The 19,049-nt window shown below is 63.8% G+C and carries 8 protein-coding genes; 1 reads left to right on the top strand and 7 read right to left on the bottom strand.

The window, feature by feature from the left end; genetic code table 11:
• Nucleotides 1-90: 90 nt before the first annotated feature.
• The 5 genes from nrfD to I6L39_RS17475 form a co-directional block, all read right to left on the bottom strand.
• Entirely contained in the window at nt 91-1,044 is a 954-nt protein-coding gene (gene nrfD / locus I6L39_RS17495; protein WP_216990369.1) for a cytochrome c nitrite reductase subunit NrfD, read from the bottom strand.
• A gap of 87 nt (nt 1,045-1,131) precedes the next feature.
• A complete protein-coding gene (nrfC, locus tag I6L39_RS17490; protein ID WP_216990368.1) occupies nt 1,132-1,824 on the bottom strand; it encodes a cytochrome c nitrite reductase Fe-S protein in 693 nt (230 codons plus the stop codon).
• Nucleotides 1,821-2,453 (bottom strand): cytochrome c nitrite reductase pentaheme subunit, encoded by a 633-nt coding sequence (nrfB, locus tag I6L39_RS17485; protein WP_042076464.1) that lies wholly within the window; start codon nt 2,451-2,453, stop codon nt 1,821-1,823. The genes nrfC and nrfB overlap by 4 nt, the downstream gene beginning before the upstream one ends.
• Before the next feature lie 51 nt (nt 2,454-2,504).
• Nucleotides 2,505-3,947 carry an ammonia-forming nitrite reductase cytochrome c552 subunit gene (gene nrfA / locus I6L39_RS17480; protein WP_216991832.1) on the bottom strand — a complete coding sequence of 481 codons (1,443 nt, stop codon included), beginning with the start codon at nt 3,945-3,947 and terminating at the stop codon, nt 2,505-2,507.
• A 470-nt stretch (nt 3,948-4,417) separates the two neighbouring features.
• On the bottom strand, nt 4,418-4,618 hold the full coding sequence (locus tag I6L39_RS17475) for a hypothetical protein (protein ID WP_216990367.1): 201 nt from the start codon (nt 4,616-4,618) through the stop codon (nt 4,418-4,420).
• 58 nt (nt 4,619-4,676) lie between these two features.
• On the opposite strand from I6L39_RS17475, the gene I6L39_RS17470 reads away from it, so the two are divergent.
• Nucleotides 4,677-17,519 (top strand): retention module-containing protein, encoded by a 12,843-nt coding sequence (locus I6L39_RS17470; RefSeq protein ID WP_216990366.1) that lies wholly within the window; start codon nt 4,677-4,679, stop codon nt 17,517-17,519.
• A 137-nt stretch (nt 17,520-17,656) separates the two neighbouring features.
• On the opposite strand, the gene glpC is transcribed toward I6L39_RS17470, so the two are convergent.
• Nucleotides 17,657-18,859 (bottom strand): anaerobic glycerol-3-phosphate dehydrogenase subunit GlpC, encoded by a 1,203-nt coding sequence (gene glpC / locus I6L39_RS17465; protein WP_216990365.1) that lies wholly within the window; start codon nt 18,857-18,859, stop codon nt 17,657-17,659.
• A 51-nt stretch (nt 18,860-18,910) separates the two neighbouring features.
• The gene (locus I6L39_RS17460; RefSeq protein ID WP_216990364.1) at nt 18,911-19,048 is read right to left on the bottom strand and encodes a hypothetical protein; all 138 of its coding nucleotides are present in this window, start codon (nt 19,046-19,048) and stop codon (nt 18,911-18,913) included.
• Between the last annotated feature and the right edge of the window lies 1 nt (nt 19,049).

The raw sequence follows: 19,049 nt of genomic DNA, 5'->3' as shown, positions 1-19,049 counted from the left end.
CCACATTTCTGGCAACAATCAATCGCAACAACTCATCGCAACAAATAAGCGCCAGTCACCCGAGGGTGGCTGGCGCTGGTGATCATACCGTTATACGACTGTCATTTGACCGGCGTAGAGCACGAAGTAGCGCAGCAGCAGGATCCCCACCAGAGTCAGGCTGCAGACCAGCACCAGATAGCCATTTTTGGCCCGCAGCGGTGCGGGGGCCAGCAGGGCCAGCAACTGGGGCAGCAGCATGCCGATGCCCACCACCCCGAGCCAGAACACCTGAGCCCAGAAGCCGCTGCCGATGGCGGCCCACATGGCTGCCTCCTTCTGGCCGCCACCGAAGTAGAGGCCGGTAAAGAAGCAGACCAGCAGCAACACCTCCACCGCCAGCACCGGCCGCTCGAAGCGGTGGACAAAGCTCACCCCCTGGCTGTGATGGTTCTCCTTGAACAGGGTGACCGCCAGCAAGATGGTGGAGGCGATGCCGGAGCTGACGCCGGAGATGAGGAACAGCACCGGCAGCACCGGGTTGTTCAAGAGCGGATAGGTCTTGAGTGCCGACAGCAGAAAGCCGGTGTAGGCCCCCAAGAGCACGGCAAGCAGCAACAAGAGCGGCGCCAGCAGCCGCTCGATGCGGGCAAGCCAAGCGATGAGATCATCCACAAAGGCGAACTTCTCTTGCAGCAGGTGACGGCGCAAGGTCTCGATCTCGGTCCGAAACACCACCGCCAGCCAGGCGAACAGCACCGCCATGTAGACCTGAAACAGCATGACCCCCATCGACATCACGGAGTCGAACTGGTAGTGGAACATCAGCTTCCAGAAGGTCCAGGGACGGGCCAGGTGGAAGATGAGGATCAGTAACCCCAGCACCACGCTCACCGGCGCCAGAATGGCGGTCGCCTTGATGATGCCGCTCTCGCTGCCGGCCCCCTTGCGGCGCAGCAGCACCGAGAGGGTGGTGGCCCCGGCGGAGATGCCGAGCAGAAAGAGATAGATGGCGATCGGCCAGTCCCAGACGAGGGAAGGGAAATGAAATGCGTCATGCAACATGATCCATTCCTCCTTCTGTTACTGCAGTAGATGGCGATCGGACAAATCCCCACACGAGGGAAGGGAAGTGAAATGCCTCTTGCAGCGTCATGACGTTATCTCCCCTTTGGGCACGCGGTACATCTTGGGCGAGGTGCCGAGTGCCTGCTTGTAGCGATAGGTGGTCTCCTTTACCAGCCGTTTGGCGATGGGGCTGTCCGGGTCATCCAGATTGCCGAACACCAGCGCCTTGGTGGGGCAAGACTCGACACAGGCGGGCTCCTTGCCCGCCGCCAGGTTGGTCTTGCGGCAAAAGTCGCACTTGTCGGCAACCTTGGTGACAGGGTTGATAAAGCGCACCTGATAGGGGCAGGCGGCGAGGCAATACATGCAGCCGACGCAGAGATCCGGGTTGACGTCGACGATGCCATCCTCCTTGCGGATATGGGAGGCACCGGTCGGGCAGACGTGTACGCAGGGGGCGTTGTCGCAGTGCTGGCAGGACTTGCGAAAGAAGTGGTACTCCGCATCCGGATACTCACCGATGGGGCCGGAGCGGATGATCTCGAGGCGCGAGACCCCCTCTGGCACCTGATTCACCTCCCGGCAGGCATCCATGCAGGCGGTACAGCCGATGCAGGCCGTCTCGTCGTGGAGCATGCCAAAGCGGATCCCGTCGATGGTCTGGCTGTGGGCGAGGGTGGTGGCAAGGGAGCGGGTGTTGGCACGAGCAGCCCCCGTCATCATGATGAGGGCCCCCGCGCCCATGCCCGCCATGAAGTCACGGCGAGAGCAGCTCATGGCGCCTCCTTGCCCAGGCTGGCAGTCTGGTTGGCTGCCTTGGCCTGATGCTGCTTGCTGTGGCAGTCGACGCAGAGCTTGATGCGGGACTTCTCCGGAATTGCCACCATGGGCTCCTTGGCCGGGTGCAGCTGGTGGCAGCTGGTGCAGGTGAGCCTGGTGGCGTGCACGTCGTGGGCCCAGAGCGCCTCGCGCAGCGGTTTGGGCTCGTGACAGCTCATGCAGACCCCGTTCTGCTCGGCGATGGGATAGCTCTCGGTGCTCTGCTTTTCTGCCAAGGCGCTTTGCTTGTCTGCCAGGACGCTTTGCTTGTCATTGAAGCTGTCGCTAAAGCGCATCACATCCTTGACCCCTTCCCTGTGTTGGGGGGAGGGCTGACCATGGCAGTTGGTGCAGGTGACCGGCGCCAGGTTGTTGGGGTTGGTCGCCTGGCCGTGCTTGCCGTGCATCCCTTCGACCTGCTCCTTGTGGCAGTCGGTGCAGGCCTTGTCGGCACTGCGCAGAAATTCCACTTCATGTGTAGTCGGTGCCGGGGCGGTTGCCGCATCGGCGGCCTGGCCCTGCAGGCTGGTCAGCAGCATGGCTGCCATCAGCATCAGTCGTAAGAAATCCATCGTTAAATCACCCATAGGAAGCCTCCATCCGGCTGCAGGCCCGACACTGCGGGCCCGCATGCCTCGTCATTGTGCGAGCCGTCCGGCCGCTTTGGCCTCGGCATCCCAGGCGGGGACTGTGGTCTTGAGGAACTGGGCCTTGTCGCTGTTCATCTGCTTCATGTCCATGCCAAGGGCGGCCTGGGCCTTCTCCTTGCTGGAGATGTCAGGAATGGCGATCTCGTGGCTGATCCCCTTGGCGGCCAGCAGGCGTGCCAGCTTGGTGCGGGCGTCGGCGGCCTTGTCCAGGGCGGTTCCCAGCATGCGCAGCGCCACTTCCGGGGCGTGCATCTGCACCCCGTGGGAGGCGATGGAGAAGTCCCAGCGCCATTGGGCGTGACGGATGTCCTGCAGAATGTCCTTCATCTCGGCCTCGGTGGCGCCGGCATCCCAGGCGGCCTTGGCCTCGAAGTGGGCGTGCACCAGCTGCTTCTCGACCTTCAATTTGATCTCGGTGACGGCATCCTTGCGCTGCTTGACCACCCCTTGCAGCATCTCCTTGCTCTGGGTGTGGCAGTTGCGGCAGGTCTGCTCGAAGCGATCGAAGGGATTGCCCACCTTGTGATCCGTGTAGACCTTGCCCTGCTCGTTCTGCACCTTGGGCATGTGGCAGTCGACGCAGGCGACGTTGTTCTGGCCGTGAATGCCGGCGCGCCAGGTCTCGTACTCGGGGTGCTGGGCTTTGAGCATGGGGGTCCTGGAGAGGGCATGGGTCCAGTCGGCAAAGCCTATTTCATCGTAATACTGCTCCGTCTGCTCCACTGTGGTGCCCTTGTCCCAGGGGAATTTCACCGCCTTGGTGGGGCCGCTGAAGTAGTACTCCACGTGGCACTGGCCGCACACCTGGGACTGCTGATCGAAGCGCCCCTGCTCCTTGAACGGCTTGTGGATGGCGGTCATGGCGCGGTCGGCATAGGGACGGGAGAGGTGCAGGGCAGGTTTGCCTTCCTTGAACTCTTTCGAGGCGGTGTCGTGGCAGTCGGCGCAGCCGATGGTGTTGACGATCTCGGGGCCGCCTTTTGCCCACATCCCCTTGAAGTAGCCATCCTCACCCTTCTCGTCGATGACGCGGGCCACGTCCGGGCCTTTGCAGCTCCAGCAGGCCATGGGCAGCGGACCGTCTTCGGCGGTCTTGGGGGCGCCGGTACGCAGGGTTTCCCGCACGTCGGTCAGCGCATAGAAGTGGCCGCGCGGCTTGTTGTAATCCTTGGAGAAGGGGTAGCCGGCCCAGAGCACCACCATCTGCGGATCTTCCGCCAGGGCGTCGGTGCGTTCCTTGCTCTCGCTGGTGCCTTTCCAGCTGGTGAACTGATCGGCGTGATCCTTGGCGAACAGCTCGCTGCGCGCCTCTACCTTGCCCTCGGGGGCGGCCTCCTCTGCCTGCGCCAGAGTGCCGGCACCGAGCAGGGCGGTCAGCAGCAGAGCGGCGAGGCCCTGTCTGCAAGCTTTGTTATATGAACCCACGGTCATCACTCCCAGATAAAAAAGTCCATGTCGGGCCTGACCGTTCCATCTAGCTGTGGACATCTGTGCTCATCATCGACGGGCATGGCAGGCCGATTAATTGTTATGGCTGCATAGAAAATGCTGTTTATGCAATTGCTCCCGGAGATAATACCAAATGGGTAAAATGGATAATCATTTATCCCCCCGGGAGTTGCGCTAGATCAATTGGCAGGGGGGGAGGATCCAAAAAGTGGGATCCAGGTTGAATTATTGAAATCCATCCGATGGTTAGTCCCACCTTTTTCCTTCGTCAGGGGGGATGGCAAGGGAGTGGCGCCAGGTAGGAGGAGGTGCCGGGGGGAGGCGGGAGATGGGCGGCCCCCCTGGTCTAGACAGGTCTGTATTGAGTAAATATTCATTTTATGTCGACAGGGGAGAGGACGAGATGCTCAGCCTGCTGAAATAGCGCACCCTGGAGGCGAGGGCGGCGCGTGTCAGAAGCTGTCGCGCCAGAGGGAGCCAGAAGGGCCATCCTTTCCCTCCGCAGGAGAAAACAGGTCTTTATTTTGGTGAATATCGGGGTTTGCAGCGTTTAATTTAATTAAATAGGAAGGTTTGCGGCATTTGCTTTCGATATTTTCGAAAATGCTGAAGGGTTGTATGGGGTGTTTGGCGGTAAAATGTCCGCCTGTCACGGTGGCGTCCCTTAGGCTTCATGTCCTGGGAAGCCTGTGTTTACCCGTTGGAGGATATATGGCCGAGCTGCGAATCGATAAACCGACTCTTATTGCCAAGGTGGAGGGCGCCGTGTTTGTGATGGATGCCGATGGCGCCCAGCGCCCTGCCGCCCCTGGCATGCAACTGGAGCCGGGCATGCGGCTGCTGACCGGATCCGACGGGCAGGTGGAGTTGGCGGACGCGGTTGACCAGCGCCCCGAGCCCCCCCAGCCTGAGGCGGCACTGCCTGCCGAGCTGGCGAGCCTCCAGGAGGCCATCCGTCAGGGGGCCGACCCGACCGCGCTGTTTGAGGAGACCGCAGCCGGTAACGCGGCGGCCGGCACGGTTGACGGTGTGGCCGGCTCCAGTGCCGGTGGCTTCGTGGTGGTGGATCGCATCAATGATGCGACCCTGGCCGAGGCGGGCTTTGACACCGACCATCAGGGGGCACTGCCAGGCGACGAACTGCGCTATTCGGAAGATCAGGATCTGCTGGCGGCCATCACCATCACGGAGCCCCAGACCGCCGACAACATCATTAACGCCGACGAGGCGACCGGCGTCATCATTCGTGGCTTCGTCGAGGATGTGGAAGTCGGCCAGACGGTGACCGTCACCCTGATCGATCAGGAGGGCAATCGCCTGACCACCACCACAGTGGTGCTGCCCGGCTTTGTCTGGGAGGCAAACTTCGGCGACGTCACCGGCAAGCTGGTGGATGGTCCGCTGACGATCCAGGCCGATACCCAGGACGCGGCCGGCAACAAGGCCAGCGACACCGGCCAGACCCTGCTCGACACCATCACCACCATCACCCTCGACCTGGCGGATGAGAGCGACACCGGCGCCAGCCAGGTGGACGACCTGACTAAGGACACCACTCCGTTGCTGCAGGGCAAGGGGGAACCGGGTGCCACCGTCACCCTGAGTCTCGGCGGCAGCGTGCTGGCGGTGCTCGTCGTCGATGGCAACGGCAACTGGCAATACCAGATCCCGAGCGACATGGCGGATGGCGCCCATGATTTTCGGGTCGATTCGGTGGACATCGCCGGCAACCGGGCCAGCGACACCCTGACCGTCACCGTCGATACCCAGGCCGGCATCGACATCGACGATCTCGACACCAACGACATCCTGGGTCACGACAGCGTCACCCTGAGCGGCACCACCACCCAGGTGGAAGCGGGTCAGAGCGTCACCATCACCCTGGTTGGCCAGAATGGTCAGACCCTCTTCAGCGGCAGCGCTCTGGTGGGCAGTGACGGCCGCTGGCTGCTGGGCGGCCTTGGTCTCTCCAGCATCCAGGGCCCCTACGAGGTGCGCGCCGAGGTGACGGATCTGGCGGGCAACCGGGTGATCGACGGGGCCCCCCTCATTGGCCAGAGCGATACCCTGACCCTCTCCGAGGCGGACCTGGCCGAGGGGCCGGTGAGCGCCACCGGCTCCCTGCATACCGGGGCCGGGCTAGATGGCAACCTGCAGGTGAGCTTCGGAGCCGATCAGAGCGCCCTCGAGCAGCTGAATCTCAGCAGCCAGGGTACGGCCCTCAGCTATCAGATCAGCGGCCAGACCCTCACGGCGACGGCTGGTGGCAACACCATCTTCACCCTGACCCTCGCCAACGACGGCAGCTATAGCATCGTCTGGCACCAGAGCCTGGATCACGGCCAGGATAGCCTGAGCCTGCCCTTTGCCCTGGAGTATCGCGACAGCGACGGCGATCTGGTGCACGCCAACCTCAACGTCAACCTGGTGGACAGCACGCCGCCGGACTTCACCATAGCCCCCGTCACCCTCATTGAGGATGGCTTTGACAACACAGATGCCGTGGTGGGGCAGAGCCCGTTCCTGATCGGGCACCAGTCCGATCCCCTGCTGGCGGACTCCGTCGCCTTCGCCGACCAGGCCGCGACCCTTGCTCGTCTCAACGGCAGCGGTCTTGCCAGCGACGGCCATGTGCTGAGCTTCGAGTTCGGCAGTGATCGCCTGCTCACCGGGTATTACCTCGATGATCAAGGCAATCGGATTGAGGTGATCAGGGCAGAGCTCGGCGCCAGCCAATCCGGCAGCGACATCCAGGGCAAGGTCACCGTCTCCCTCAGCGGGCCCCTGGATCATCAGGGCAGCGACCGACTTTCTCTGGGGCTCACCGTCTCCGCCAGGGAGATCGACGGGGACGAGACCCACGCCGACCTTCAGATCGCCATCGATGACGGCATCGATCCCGGCCTCGGCCTCGACGCCGGCGGCAGTCTGCAAGAGGGCGGTGCCAGCCAGATCCTGGACGGTCAACTGCCGGTCAATGTGGGCAGCGATCGCCTGGTGTCGCTGAACTTCGAGGCCAATCAGCCCGGTCTGAATGGCCTCACCAGCGGCGGCCAGCCGACTTACTATGAGGTCAACGGCAACGTCATCACCCTGCTGGATGCGGGCGGCAAGACCATTCTGACCGTGACCCTGGGGCTGGATGGCAAGTACCAGGTGGCGCTCGACGGCGTGCTGGATCAACCGGTCAGCACCAACAGCGTCAACCTGGGGCTGCAGGTTGTGGGCCGTGATTTTGACGGGGACAAGAGCAACCTCGGCACCCTCAATATCCATATCACCGACGGCGCCTTGCCCCATGTGGACCCGGTTTCCCTCACCCTGACGGAAGACAGCGACTGGAGCGCGGCCCAGACCCTCAGCGGCGATCTCAATATCACCGCAGGCGCCGACCCCCTGGTCCATATCGGCGTCGATGCCAGCCAGCCCGGCCTGCAGGGCCTCACCAGCGGCGGCGCGCCTGTGGTCATCAGCGTCAGCGGCAACAGCATCAGCGGCACGGTCAACGGCCAGAATGTCTTCACCTTGACGCTGGATCAGAACGGCCACTACGTCTTTACCCTGAACCAGCCGCTGGATCAGGGCAGCGCCGACAGCCTGCTCAAGGCGGGCTTCACCCTCACCGATTCCGATGGCGATAAAGTCTCCTCCACCCTGAGCGTCGCCATCGGCGATGGCGCCAACCCGGTCATCAGCGCCGTGACCGGCACCGAGATGACCGAGGGTGATCAGGGGGCGGGGGCTCAGGTCAGCCATATGAGCTTCACCGTGAGCCACGGCTCTGATGCGCTCGATGGGAGCAGTCTGAAGTTCGATATCGGCGCCATTCAAAGCAGCCTGGACGGCAAATACAGCAGCCACGGCAGCCCGGTCACCTTCACCCTGGATGCCAACGGGGATCTGGTGGGCACCAGCGCGGATGGCCGCGAGGTGCTGCGGGCCGAGCTGAGCCTGGTGGAGAGCAACGGCAACTGGAGCGTCACCACCAAAGTTGTCTTAAGCGGTGAGCTGGATCATCAGGGGAGCGAGTCCCTCAATTTGCCGCTCACCGTGACCCTGACCGACAAGGACGGGGACAGGGTCTCCACCCAGTTGCCGCTGGTCATCAAGGACGGCAGCGCGCCTAACTTCGTGGCGGGCAGCGGGGTGAGCCTGGATGAGGGCGATCTCAACGGGCATGGCCCCCTGGTTGGCACCGGCCACTTCCAGGTCAACGCCGGCTCGGATCGGGTGAGTGAGGTCTCCTTTGCGGACGTGAACGAGCAACCTGCCCTGACCGCCCTGGGCCAGAGCGTGAAATACGAGCTGGTGGACGGGGATCCCGCCATCCCGGGCAACCAGATCCTGAAGGGCTACGTGGAAGTGAACGGCGTGCGCGTCGAGGTGCTCGAGGTCGAGCTCGGCGGCAAGCTGGACAACGCCGCCAGCAACGGCTTCGACTACAAGGTGACGCTCTATCAGGGGGTACACCAGAGCGGCGGCAACGCCACCGACTTGCCGTTCAAGCTCAATGTCGTCGACAGCGACAAGGGCAGCGGCAACAACGACAGCACCACGGGCACCCTCAACGTCAGCATCGTCGAGGGCGATACCCCGACCCTCACCCTGACCGGGGTGACGCTCAGTGAAGGCCGCTTCGACGGCGCCGCCAACAACCAGACGGCGGACGATCAGCAGGCCACCGGCAGCCTGACCATCACGGCGGACTCCGATCCCGTGGTGGACGTGCGGCTGACCCTCTCGGGCCAAGTCGTGGATGGGAGTGGCAAGGCCATCACCCACAACGGCGAGACCCTCACCTGGCAAGAGGTGGCGGGCAGCAACGGCCACGGTTTCCAGGCAGTGACTGCGAGCGGCACCCTGGTGCTGACGGTGACCCTGCCGAGCGTGCCGGGGCGCATCGAAGCCCACACCCAGGCAACGCTCGATTACCAGGTGACGGTACACACCAACCTGGATCATGGTGTCGACGACAGGCTCGACCTGAGCCTGCCGGTCAAGGTAACCGACAGCGATGGCTCGGTGATCACCGGCAGCACCACCACAGTGATCACCGACGCCGCCGATCCTCACCTCGGCAACGACAGCGGGGTCACCTTGCAGGAAGGGGCCTCTGGCCAGACCCTGGATGGCCAGCTGCCAGTGAGCGTGGGCAGCGATCGCCTGGTGTCGCTCAACTTCGAGGCAAGCCAGCCCGGCCTGAATGGCCTCACCAGCGGCGGCCAGCCGACCCACTATCAGGTCAACGGCAACGTCATCACCCTGCTGGATGCGGGCGGCAAGACCATTCTGACCGTGACCCTGGGGCTGGATGGCAAGTACCAGGTGGCGCTCGACGGCGTGCTGGATCAACCGGTCAGCACCAACAGCGTCAACCTGGGGCTGCAGGTGCAAGGCACCGACTTTGACGGGGACAAGAGCAACCTTGGCACCCTCAACATCCATATCACCGACGGCGTGCTGCCCCAGGTCGACCCCGTCTCCCTCACCCTGGTGGAAGACAGCGACTGGAGCGCGGCCCAGACCCTCAGTGGGGATCTCAATATCACCGCTGGCACGGATCCTTTGGCCAACATCGGCTTCGATGCCAGCCAGCCCGGCCTGCAGGGGCTCACCAGCGGCGGCCAGCCCGTGGTCATCACCATCAGCGGCAACAGCATCAGCGGCGCCGTCAACGGCCAGAACGTCTTCACGTTGACGCTGGATCAGAACGGTCACTACGTCTTCACCCTGAACCAGCCGCTGGATCAGGGGAGCGCAGACAGTCTGCTCAAGGCGGGCTTTACCCTGACCGACAGTGACGGAGATAAAGTCTCCTCCACCCTGAGCGTGGCCATCGGCGACGGGGCCAATCCGGTCATCAGCGCCGTGACCGGCACCGAGATGACGGAGGCGAACCAGGGGGCGAAGGATGTGGTGAGCCACATGAGCTTCACCGTGAGCCACGGGGCTGATGCGCTCGATACGAGCAGCCTCAAATTCGATATCGCCGCCATTCAGCAGAGCCTGGATGGCAAGTACAGCAGCCACGGCAGCCCGGTTACCTTCACCCTGGACGCCAACGGCGAGCTGGTGGGGACCAGCGCGGACGGCCGCGAGGTGCTGCGGGCCGAGCTGGATTTGGTGGAGAGCAACGGCAACTGGAGCGTCACCGCCAAGGTGACCCTGGGGGCCGAGCTGGATCACCAGGGCAGCGAATCCCTCGACCTGCCGCTCACCGTCACCCTGACCGACAAGGACGGAGACAGGGTCTCCACCGACTTGCCGCTCACCATCAAGGACGGCCATGCCCCGCACTTCGTGGCGGGCAGCGGGGTGAGCCTGGATGAGCGCGGGTTCGACGGCAGCAATACTCTGACCGGCACCGGCCACTTCCAGGTCAATGCGGGCTCGGATCGGGTGAGTGAGGTGTCGTTTGCCGACATCAGCGAGCAGCCGGCCCTGACTGCGTTGGGCCATAGCGTGAAATACGAACTGGTGGACGGCGATGCCAGCATCCCGGGCAATCAGGTGCTGAAAGGCTATGTGGAAGTCAATGGCCAGCGCGTCGAGGTGCTTCAGGTCGAACTGGTGGGCAAGCTGGACAACGCCGCCAGCAACGGCTTTGACTACAAGGTGACCCTCTATCAGGGGGTTCACCAGAGCGGTGGCACTGCGACCGACCTGCCGTTCAAGCTCAACATCGTCGACAGCGACAAGGGCAGCGGCAACAACGACAGCGCCACGGGCACCCTCAACATCCGCATTTCGGAAGGGGCCAACCCGACCCTCACCCTGACCGGCGTGACGGTGAGTGAAGGGCGCTTCGACGGTGCCGCCAACAACCAGACCGGCGATGATCAGCATGCCACCGGCACCCTGACCATCACGGCGGACTCCGATCCCGTGGTGGACGTGCGGCTGACCCTCTCGGGCCAAGTCGTGGATGGGAGTGGCAAGGCCATCACCCACAACGGCGAGACCCTCACCTGGCAAGAGGTGGCGGGCAGCAACGGCCACAGCTTCCAGGCAGTGACTGCGAGCGGCACCCTGGTGTTGACGGTGACCCTGCCCAATGTGCCGGGGCGCATCGAAGCCCACACCCAGGCAACCCTCGATTACCAGGTGACGGTACACACCAACCTGGATCACGGTGCCGACGACAAGCTCAACCTGAGCCTGCCGGTGAAGGTGACCGACAGCGACGGCAGCGTGATCACCGGCAGCACCACGGCGGTGATCACCGATGCGGCGGATCCCGTGATCACCGCCATCGAGGGGGTGACCGTCAAGGAGTCGGACCTCAACGGGGGCAGTGGCCAGCATGGGGGTACCAGCCCGTCAGGCACGGGAGAGGTTGCCATCGGCCAGGTGACGATCGCCGCCGGGAGTGACCGGGTGGTTTCCCTGCAACTGGATGTAGCTCGCTTCAACGCCCTCAATACCCTGACGTCGGGGGGCAAGGCGGTCACCATTGGGGCAGACAGCCAGCCGGGTGTCTACCTTGGCAAGGACAGCGCAGGCAAGCTCATCTTCAAGCTGACCCTGGATGTCTCCGGCCGCTACACCTTCGAGCTGACCGGCAACCTGGATCACAGCGTCCAGGGCAAGGATCTGCTGGATATCCAGCTGCCATTGCAGGCACGGGACAGTGACGGGGATCTGAGCGCCGAAGTGATCGGTCATGTGAGCGTGCAGGACGACGTGCCGGTGGCCGTCGATGCCGGCAAGACCCTGAATGAAGGGGCGAAAGTGACCGGCGATCTGCTGGCCACTGCCAGCGAGGGGGCGGATGATGCGGTGGTGAGAGCGGTGACCATCAATGGCACCGAGCACCCCATCGCCGCCACGGGCAACACCACCATCTCGGTGACAGACGGCACGGGGCAGATCATCGGCACCCTGGTGATCAATGCCGAGGGTGACTACAGCTTCACCGCCAAATCGGGCATCGATCACAGCAATAGCACCCTGGTACAGCAGATAGGCTTCCACCTGGTGGATGGCGACGGAGATACCGACGACGGTCTTCTGACCCTGACCATCCGGGACGAGGCGGGCAAGCTCACCGTGAGCGCAGTCACTGGCCAGGAGGATGCGGGGGCGAGCGATCCGGGCCAGGGGATCCCCATCACCATGAACCTGGATGTGGGGGATTTCGATCGGGGCGAGCATGTGGAGCAGTTGCTTATCCAGGCGCCAGCCAACGCCCAGGGCACCTTCTATTTCAACGGCGTCGCACTGACCACCATCACCCAGGGGGGCAAGACCTGGTATGAGGTGCCGCCCGCGGCCATGGTGGCGGTGGCCAACACCGATGACAAGTTCCAGCTCACCGGTGTCACTTTTGTGCCGAACCACGACTACTCGAGCTACAACAACGGAGGTGCTGCGCTGCGCTTCCCGGTGCAGTTGCAGGTGGGGGTCACCGAGGGGAGCAAGCCCCCGGTGCTGACCGGCAATCTGGACATCACGGTGCAGGGCATTGCCGACAAACCCCTGTGGGATGCGGGTAGCACGCACCAGCACTACACCACGGACGAGGACAGCAGCGGCATCGCCCTCAACGTCAAGGCGGGTCTCACCGATACGGACGGCTCCGAGACCCTGAGCTACCAGATCAAATGGGCGTCCGGCCAGGGCACGCTGACCCTGAACGGCAAGGTGCTCACCCCGGGGGCGAACGGCCTTTATACGGTGGCCGGTGGCGACATCAACAAGGTGACGGTGGTGCCCGGCAAGGACTACAGCGGTGACATCAAGCTCATTGTGACCCCGGTCAGCACCGAGAAGACCCCGGTGGTGACCGGCAAGGAGACGGCCCTCGGCGATCCGCTGGAGGTGATTGTCAACGTGAACCCGCTGGCGGACGACGCCAAGCTGACGGTGCGCGAGATCCAGGGCAAGGAAGATACCCTGATCGATCTGGGCAGCAAGATTGGGCTCGCCCATCTGGGAGACACCACAGATGGCTCCGAGCAGCTGTTCGTGCGCATCAGCGGCCTGCCCGCCGGTGCCACCCTGCTGCTGGGTGGAGTGGCGGTCACCCTGGATGCCAACGGCTATTACGAGGTGCCCTATGGCCGCATCAATGACCTCAAGTTGCAGCCGCCCAAAAACAGCAACGTCGATTTCGATCTCACCATCAAGGGGGTGGTGAAGGACACCGCCATCCTGACCGATGCCAGCGGCCAGACCCACACCGTGGTGAACGAGAAGGAGACCGGCAGCCAGAGCCTGCACGTGGATCTGGTGGGGGTGGTGGATGAACCCCATTTCGATCTCAATACCACCGACTGGACCCAGGATGGCAACGGCTACAGCATCACCATCCAGGAGGATGGCCGGGCACCGCTGGACTTCAAGCTCACCTCGGGGGAGTGGACGGATACCCCGCTCGATCACTCGGAAACCCTCAACCTGGTGCTGGAAGGGCTGCCGGAAGGGGCCAAGGTATTCGACGGCAATGGCAAGGAGCTGACCCTCACCTTCGCCGGACTCGATGGCAAGGGCAATCCCCTCTATCAGGTGGATGTCTCCAGCCTCGGCAACCTGCAAATCCAGCCGCCCCCCAACAGCACAGCCGATCTGCACCTGGTCGGCCACGTGGTGGTGACCGAGAACGACGGCGATCACAAGAGCTTCGACGTGCCCCTCACCATCAAGGTGGAGCCCGCGATCGACGCCACCGACTATGCCAGGACCAGCCATGGCCTGGAGGATCAGTTCACCGTGCTGGACTGGCAGCCGGACCTGACCGACGGCGCCGAGCAGGTGACGCACCTCAGCCTCTCCGGTATCGAACCCGGTTATGAAGTCTGGATCCGGGTCGGGGGCGTGGATACCCAGCTGACGGTCACCGGCGGCGCCGTGGATCTGACCCCGAGCCAGCTCGACAGCCTGTTAAACGGCGGCCAGCTGCTGGTGAGAGGGCCCGAAGACAGCGACAGGGACACCACCCTCCAGAGCCATGTCACGGTGACGCAAGTGGATGTGGACTCCAGCGCCACCGCCCAGAAGGTGATCGACGGCACCCTGCATGTGGATATCCAGGCCGTGGTCGAACCCGATGGCAACCTGGTGCAGACCGGCCAGCTGGAGAGCCCGGACGGGCACGCCATCCCGCTGGACGGCGTCTTCGTGTTCCAGGATCTGGATCCCAGCAGCGATGAGGTCATCGACTACCTGGTGATCAGCGATCTGCCTCCCGGCTTCGTGGTGGTGGGCGGGATCAACGACGGCCAGGGCAACTGGACCGTGCCCCACGACGCCCTCGGCAACTATGCCCTGCGCTCGCCGGACGGCTTCACCGGCACCGTCACCTTCAAGGTGAGCGCCAGGGTGATCGACCTTGGCGACAACAACGAGGGGGATCTGAGCGCCCCGGCCTATCGGGAGATCACCGCCAGCGCCGACTTCCATGCTGCGACCCACTCGGGCCAGGTGGCGGCCGATGTCGATTTTGACAACAGCGCCCCCATCACCGGGGTGGAGGATCAGGGCGTCAACTTCGGCAGCCAGTTCAAGGACATGGTGACCCTGGGCACGGCGGACATCGGCGACGACGAGCTCAGCATCGTCATCACAGGTCTGCCCCCGGGCGTCAACGTGCAGGGGCTCACCTTCGACTTCGTCAACGGCGAGTACCTCATCAAGCTGCCGGGCGGCCTCGATGATCTCGACAAGCTGACCCTGACCCTGCCGCAAGACTATGCCGGTGACGGCCTGCACTTCAACGTGCGCCTGGTCAACACCGACACCGTGAGCGGTGACACCAAGATGGTGGAGAAGGACGTCACCCTCTCCATCACCCCGGAGGTGGACATCAACGGCGGGGCGGACGGCCTGCCCGAGCTGCAACTGAACGTGAAGGATGTGAACGGCGACGGCCAGCCTGACAACCTGGAAGACACCGACATTCATCTCGATCTTTCGGTCAAGCTCGCTGACATCAGCCCCTCGGTGGCCGATGGCGGTCTCGAGACCGTGGAGCGGGTGGTCGTGACCGTGGATCCCCAATATGGTCACTTCCTCGACAAGAACGGCCAGCCGGTCTCCACCCTCACGGTGAACGACCCGGCGGATCTCAAGGATCTGGTGTTCGTGCCCAAGGAGCACTTCAGCGGCAAGGTGCCGCTGGCGGTGACGGTGGATATTCTTGATACCGCCACCACGGGCACGGATCGGGGGAGCTGGAGCGGCCACGTGAGCTTCGAGGTGCTGCCGGTCAACGATCCGGCCAACCTCACGGTCCAGAACGTCACGGGCCAGGAAGATGGCAGCGTGAGCCTGGGGGGGCTGGGGGCCAGCCTGATCGACAACGATGGCTCCGAGCAGATCGTCGGGCTGCAGATCAAGGGGGTGCCGGATGGCTTCACCCTGTCCGCCCCGGCGGTCAACAACGGCGGCGGGGTGTGGCAGGTGCCTGTTGGCACCGACTTCTCCAAGCTGACCCTGATCCCGCCTGCGGACTTCAGCGGCACCCTGGATCTGACCCTGAGCGCCTTCACCCTGGACAAGGGGCTGACCCTGCCCCTTGAAACCAGTGCGGGCTTCACCGTCACCGTCAATCCGGTGGGGGATGCGGTCATCACCGACATGCAGGATCAGGCGAGCGGCACCGAAGGGGACGTGATCACCCTGCACCTGGGGGTGGAGACCCGGGACACCCATGCCACCGGCGGCAGCGTCGGCAATGTGCACGAGAACGGGCCCGAGCAGGTGCGCGTCACCCTGGAAGGGGTGCCAGACGGTGCAGAAATCCGCTTGCCGAGCGGGGTCAGCGGCACCGTGGTGGATCTGGGTGGCGGCCGCTGGCAGGTCACCACGGACGGGGGCAGGCTCGACGGGGTGGAGCTGGTGACTCATGACGCCAACGGCGCCATGGCGATCAAGGTGACGGCCCAGAGCCTGGACAACGGCGCCCTCGGCCCGGAAGTGAACGGCACCATCCATCTCGATGTGAGCCCGGTCAACGATGCCCCCGTCAACGTGCTGCCCGGGGAGCCCCAGGTGGCTCAGGAGGACGAGCCGTTCGTCATCCAGGGTCTGCAGGTCAAGGACGTGGATGCGGGCAACGGCATCATGGAGGTGCGTCTCTCGGTGGAGCACGGCACCCTGACCCTGCCGGCCGGGAGCGGCGTGACCCTGAGCGACAACGGCACCGGCGATGTGGTGCTGACCGGCACTCTGGCGGATCTCAATGCCCTGCTCGCGGGCGGGGTGACCTATCAGGGCGAGCGGGACTTCAATGGTCAGGATGCCCTGACCATGGTGACCAACGACAGGGGCAACACCGGCAGTGGCGGCGCCCTGAGCGATACCGACGTGCTGCCCATCGAGGTCGAGCCAGTCAATGATGCCCCTGTCACCCAGGTGCCGGGCTCATTGCAGGTGAAAGAGGATGGCTCCCTGTCGCTCACCGGGATCAGCGTGAAGGACGTGGATGCAGGCAGTGCGCCCATCTCCATGGTGCTGCGGGTGGAGCACGGTGTGCTGACCCTGCTGGGGGCGGCAGGCGCCGTCTCGGTGCAGGGGGCGGGTACCAACGTGGTGACCCTGGTGGGGGCGCTCGATGATCTCAACAGCCTGCTCAACGGCAATCTGCACTACGAGCCGGCCAGGGATTTCTGGGGCGAGGACAACCTCACCATCACCACCTCGGATCAGGGCAACACGGGGGCGGGCGGTGCGCTGACCGATACCGCCACCGTGGGCATCACGGTGACCGCCGAGGCCGATGATCCGCGGCTCGGCCTCGGGACCCACGACATCCACGCCCTGCAAGGGGCCTGGATGCCGCTCAACCTCAGCGCCAGCGTGGTCAACCCGGCAACCGGTGAGCTGTCGGTTCGGATCCAGAACCTGGGCGGTGCCCAGGTGGTGGACGAGCACGGCCAGAGCATGGGCCATGCCGACAACAACGGCGACTGGTTGCTACCCATGGATCACTCGGTGCCGCTCTATGTGAAAGACCTGGCGGCCGGGGAGCACAGCCTGATCCTGACCGCCGAGTCGAGTGCGGGGGGGCGCACCCTGAGTTCGGCCCAGGAGACCCTCAACATCCACAGCCAGAGCGGCCACGACCTGGTTGGCTCGGATCAGGGAGACTGGTTGTTCGGCTCCACCGGCAGTGATCGGATCCTGGGCGGTCTGGGAGACGACCTGATCCGGGGGGGGCAGGGCAACGACATCCTGAGCGGCGGTGTGGGCAGCGATCTCTTCGTGTGGGGTCAGGGGGACGAGGGCACGGCGGCGCAGCCTGCCATCGACACCATCACCGACTTCCGCCCCGAAGAGGGGGACAGGATCGATCTGGCGGACCTGCTCAAGGGGGTGACCGGCAACAGCCTGGATGGCTTGCTCAATCACCTGTCGGCCTCCGTCTCCACCGGCAACGGTGGCCTGGGAGACGTCAATCTCTCGGTGTCGCCGGCAGGGGATGGCCAGGTCACCCAGCAGATCACCCTGAAGGACGTGGATCTCAGCGGCTGGAACCTGAGCGGCGGCTCCTCCTCCCACGAGATCCTCCAGTCCCTGCTGGATCAGCACAGCCTGATCATCCAGCATCCCTGATGGGAGCGCGCTGAATAAAAAGAGCCGGCAATTGCCGACTCTTTGTTTATCTGGGTGGAGGACTATGGCTAGCTCATGCCTGCGCCCGGGCCAGCAGGTGGCAGGGGCGTTCACAGGGGAGCATGGCGGTGCTCATCTCAAGCCAGGGCGCTTGCCAGCAGGTGGATCGGATGTTCACAGGGGAAGGCCGTGCTCATCTCGATCTGCCACTTGCAGGTTTCGCAGTCGGTGATGACCAGATCGGGCTTGAGCCGGTTTATCTGATCAAACAGCCCTTCGCCGATGGCCTGGCTGGTGTCGTAGTTTTCCGACTTGAAGCCGTAGGTGCCGGCGATGCCGCAACACTGGGAATCGAGCACCGTCACCTTGACCCCGGGAATGGCGCGCAGCAGTTCCAGGGTATAGATGACGCCCCCCATCTTCTCCATGTGGCAGGGGGTGTGGTAGGCGATGTGCAGATTGAGCGGCTTCATCGCCGGCTTGTTGCCCTGATAGAACTCGTTCCAGATAAAACGGGTTACCAGCGAGATGCGATCCCGCACCTTGTGGTTGTCCTGCTCCAGCAGGTGGGGGTATTCGTCCCGCAGGGTGAAGCCGCAGGTGGAGGAGGTGGCCAAGAGCGGCATCTCGTTGCCGAGCAGGGTGTTCTCCAGCTGCTGGATGTTGAAGGCCGCCTGCTGCTTGGCCTTGTCCATGAAGCCGTTGGCAATGAGCGGCACGCCGCAGCACTTCTCCCGCGCCAGCAGCTGGACGCCGATGTTCATGGCGTTGAGCACCTGCACCAGCTCCTTGCCGAGCTGCGGGTGGTTGTAGTTCACGTAGCAGCCGTGGAAGTAGGCTATTTGGCGCTCATATCGGGCCTGACTCGCTTTCTGCTTCTTGTACCAGCCGCGGAAGGTGCCCTGGGAGTATTTGGGCAAGGAACGGTGGGAGGAGACCCCCAGCGCCTTGTCCAGCACCAGCTTCATCGGCTTGAGGCCGGTGGTGAAGTTGACCACCGGGGCCATCAGGGTGGACATGCCGCCCATCAGATCGGTGTGGGAGAGCACGAACTCGCGGATCCCCGGCTTGAAGCCGCTGTACTGGTGCTTGGCCCGGGCTATGATGTCGCCGATGCGCACCCCGCTCGGGCAGGCCACTTCGCAGCGCTTGCAGTTGGTGCAGTACTTGAGGGCGCTGTCGAAGAGCTCCGGGCTCTTGATGCGCAGGCGCTCTCCATCCGGGCCCGCCTGCTTGGGGCCGGGGTAGGCCGGGTTGGCCTTGGCCACCGGGCAGTAGGCGGTACAGACGGTGCATTTGATGCACTGATCGAAGGTTTGGTTGGCATGATCCAGTAGCATGTCAGTTCTCCTCCCGTAGGATGTGAAGGCACGGGATATGGGACAAAATCATCATTGGGCTGAACTCAAGATGTGACCGGCGGCCTGCCAGCCGGTGGCGACCGCCACGCCTGAGCCTGACCCTTCCTTGGATTGGGCATCGTCGTGGGCCAGCACGCCGTGTCGTGTGAGTGGGAATGTGTGATTCATC

The sequence above is a fragment of the Aeromonas sp. FDAARGOS 1409 genome (assembly GCF_019048705.1).
GTDB classification, from domain to species: Bacteria; Pseudomonadota; Gammaproteobacteria; order Enterobacterales; family Aeromonadaceae; genus Aeromonas; species Aeromonas sanarellii.
This window is presented reverse-complemented; position numbering and strand designations above follow the sequence as displayed.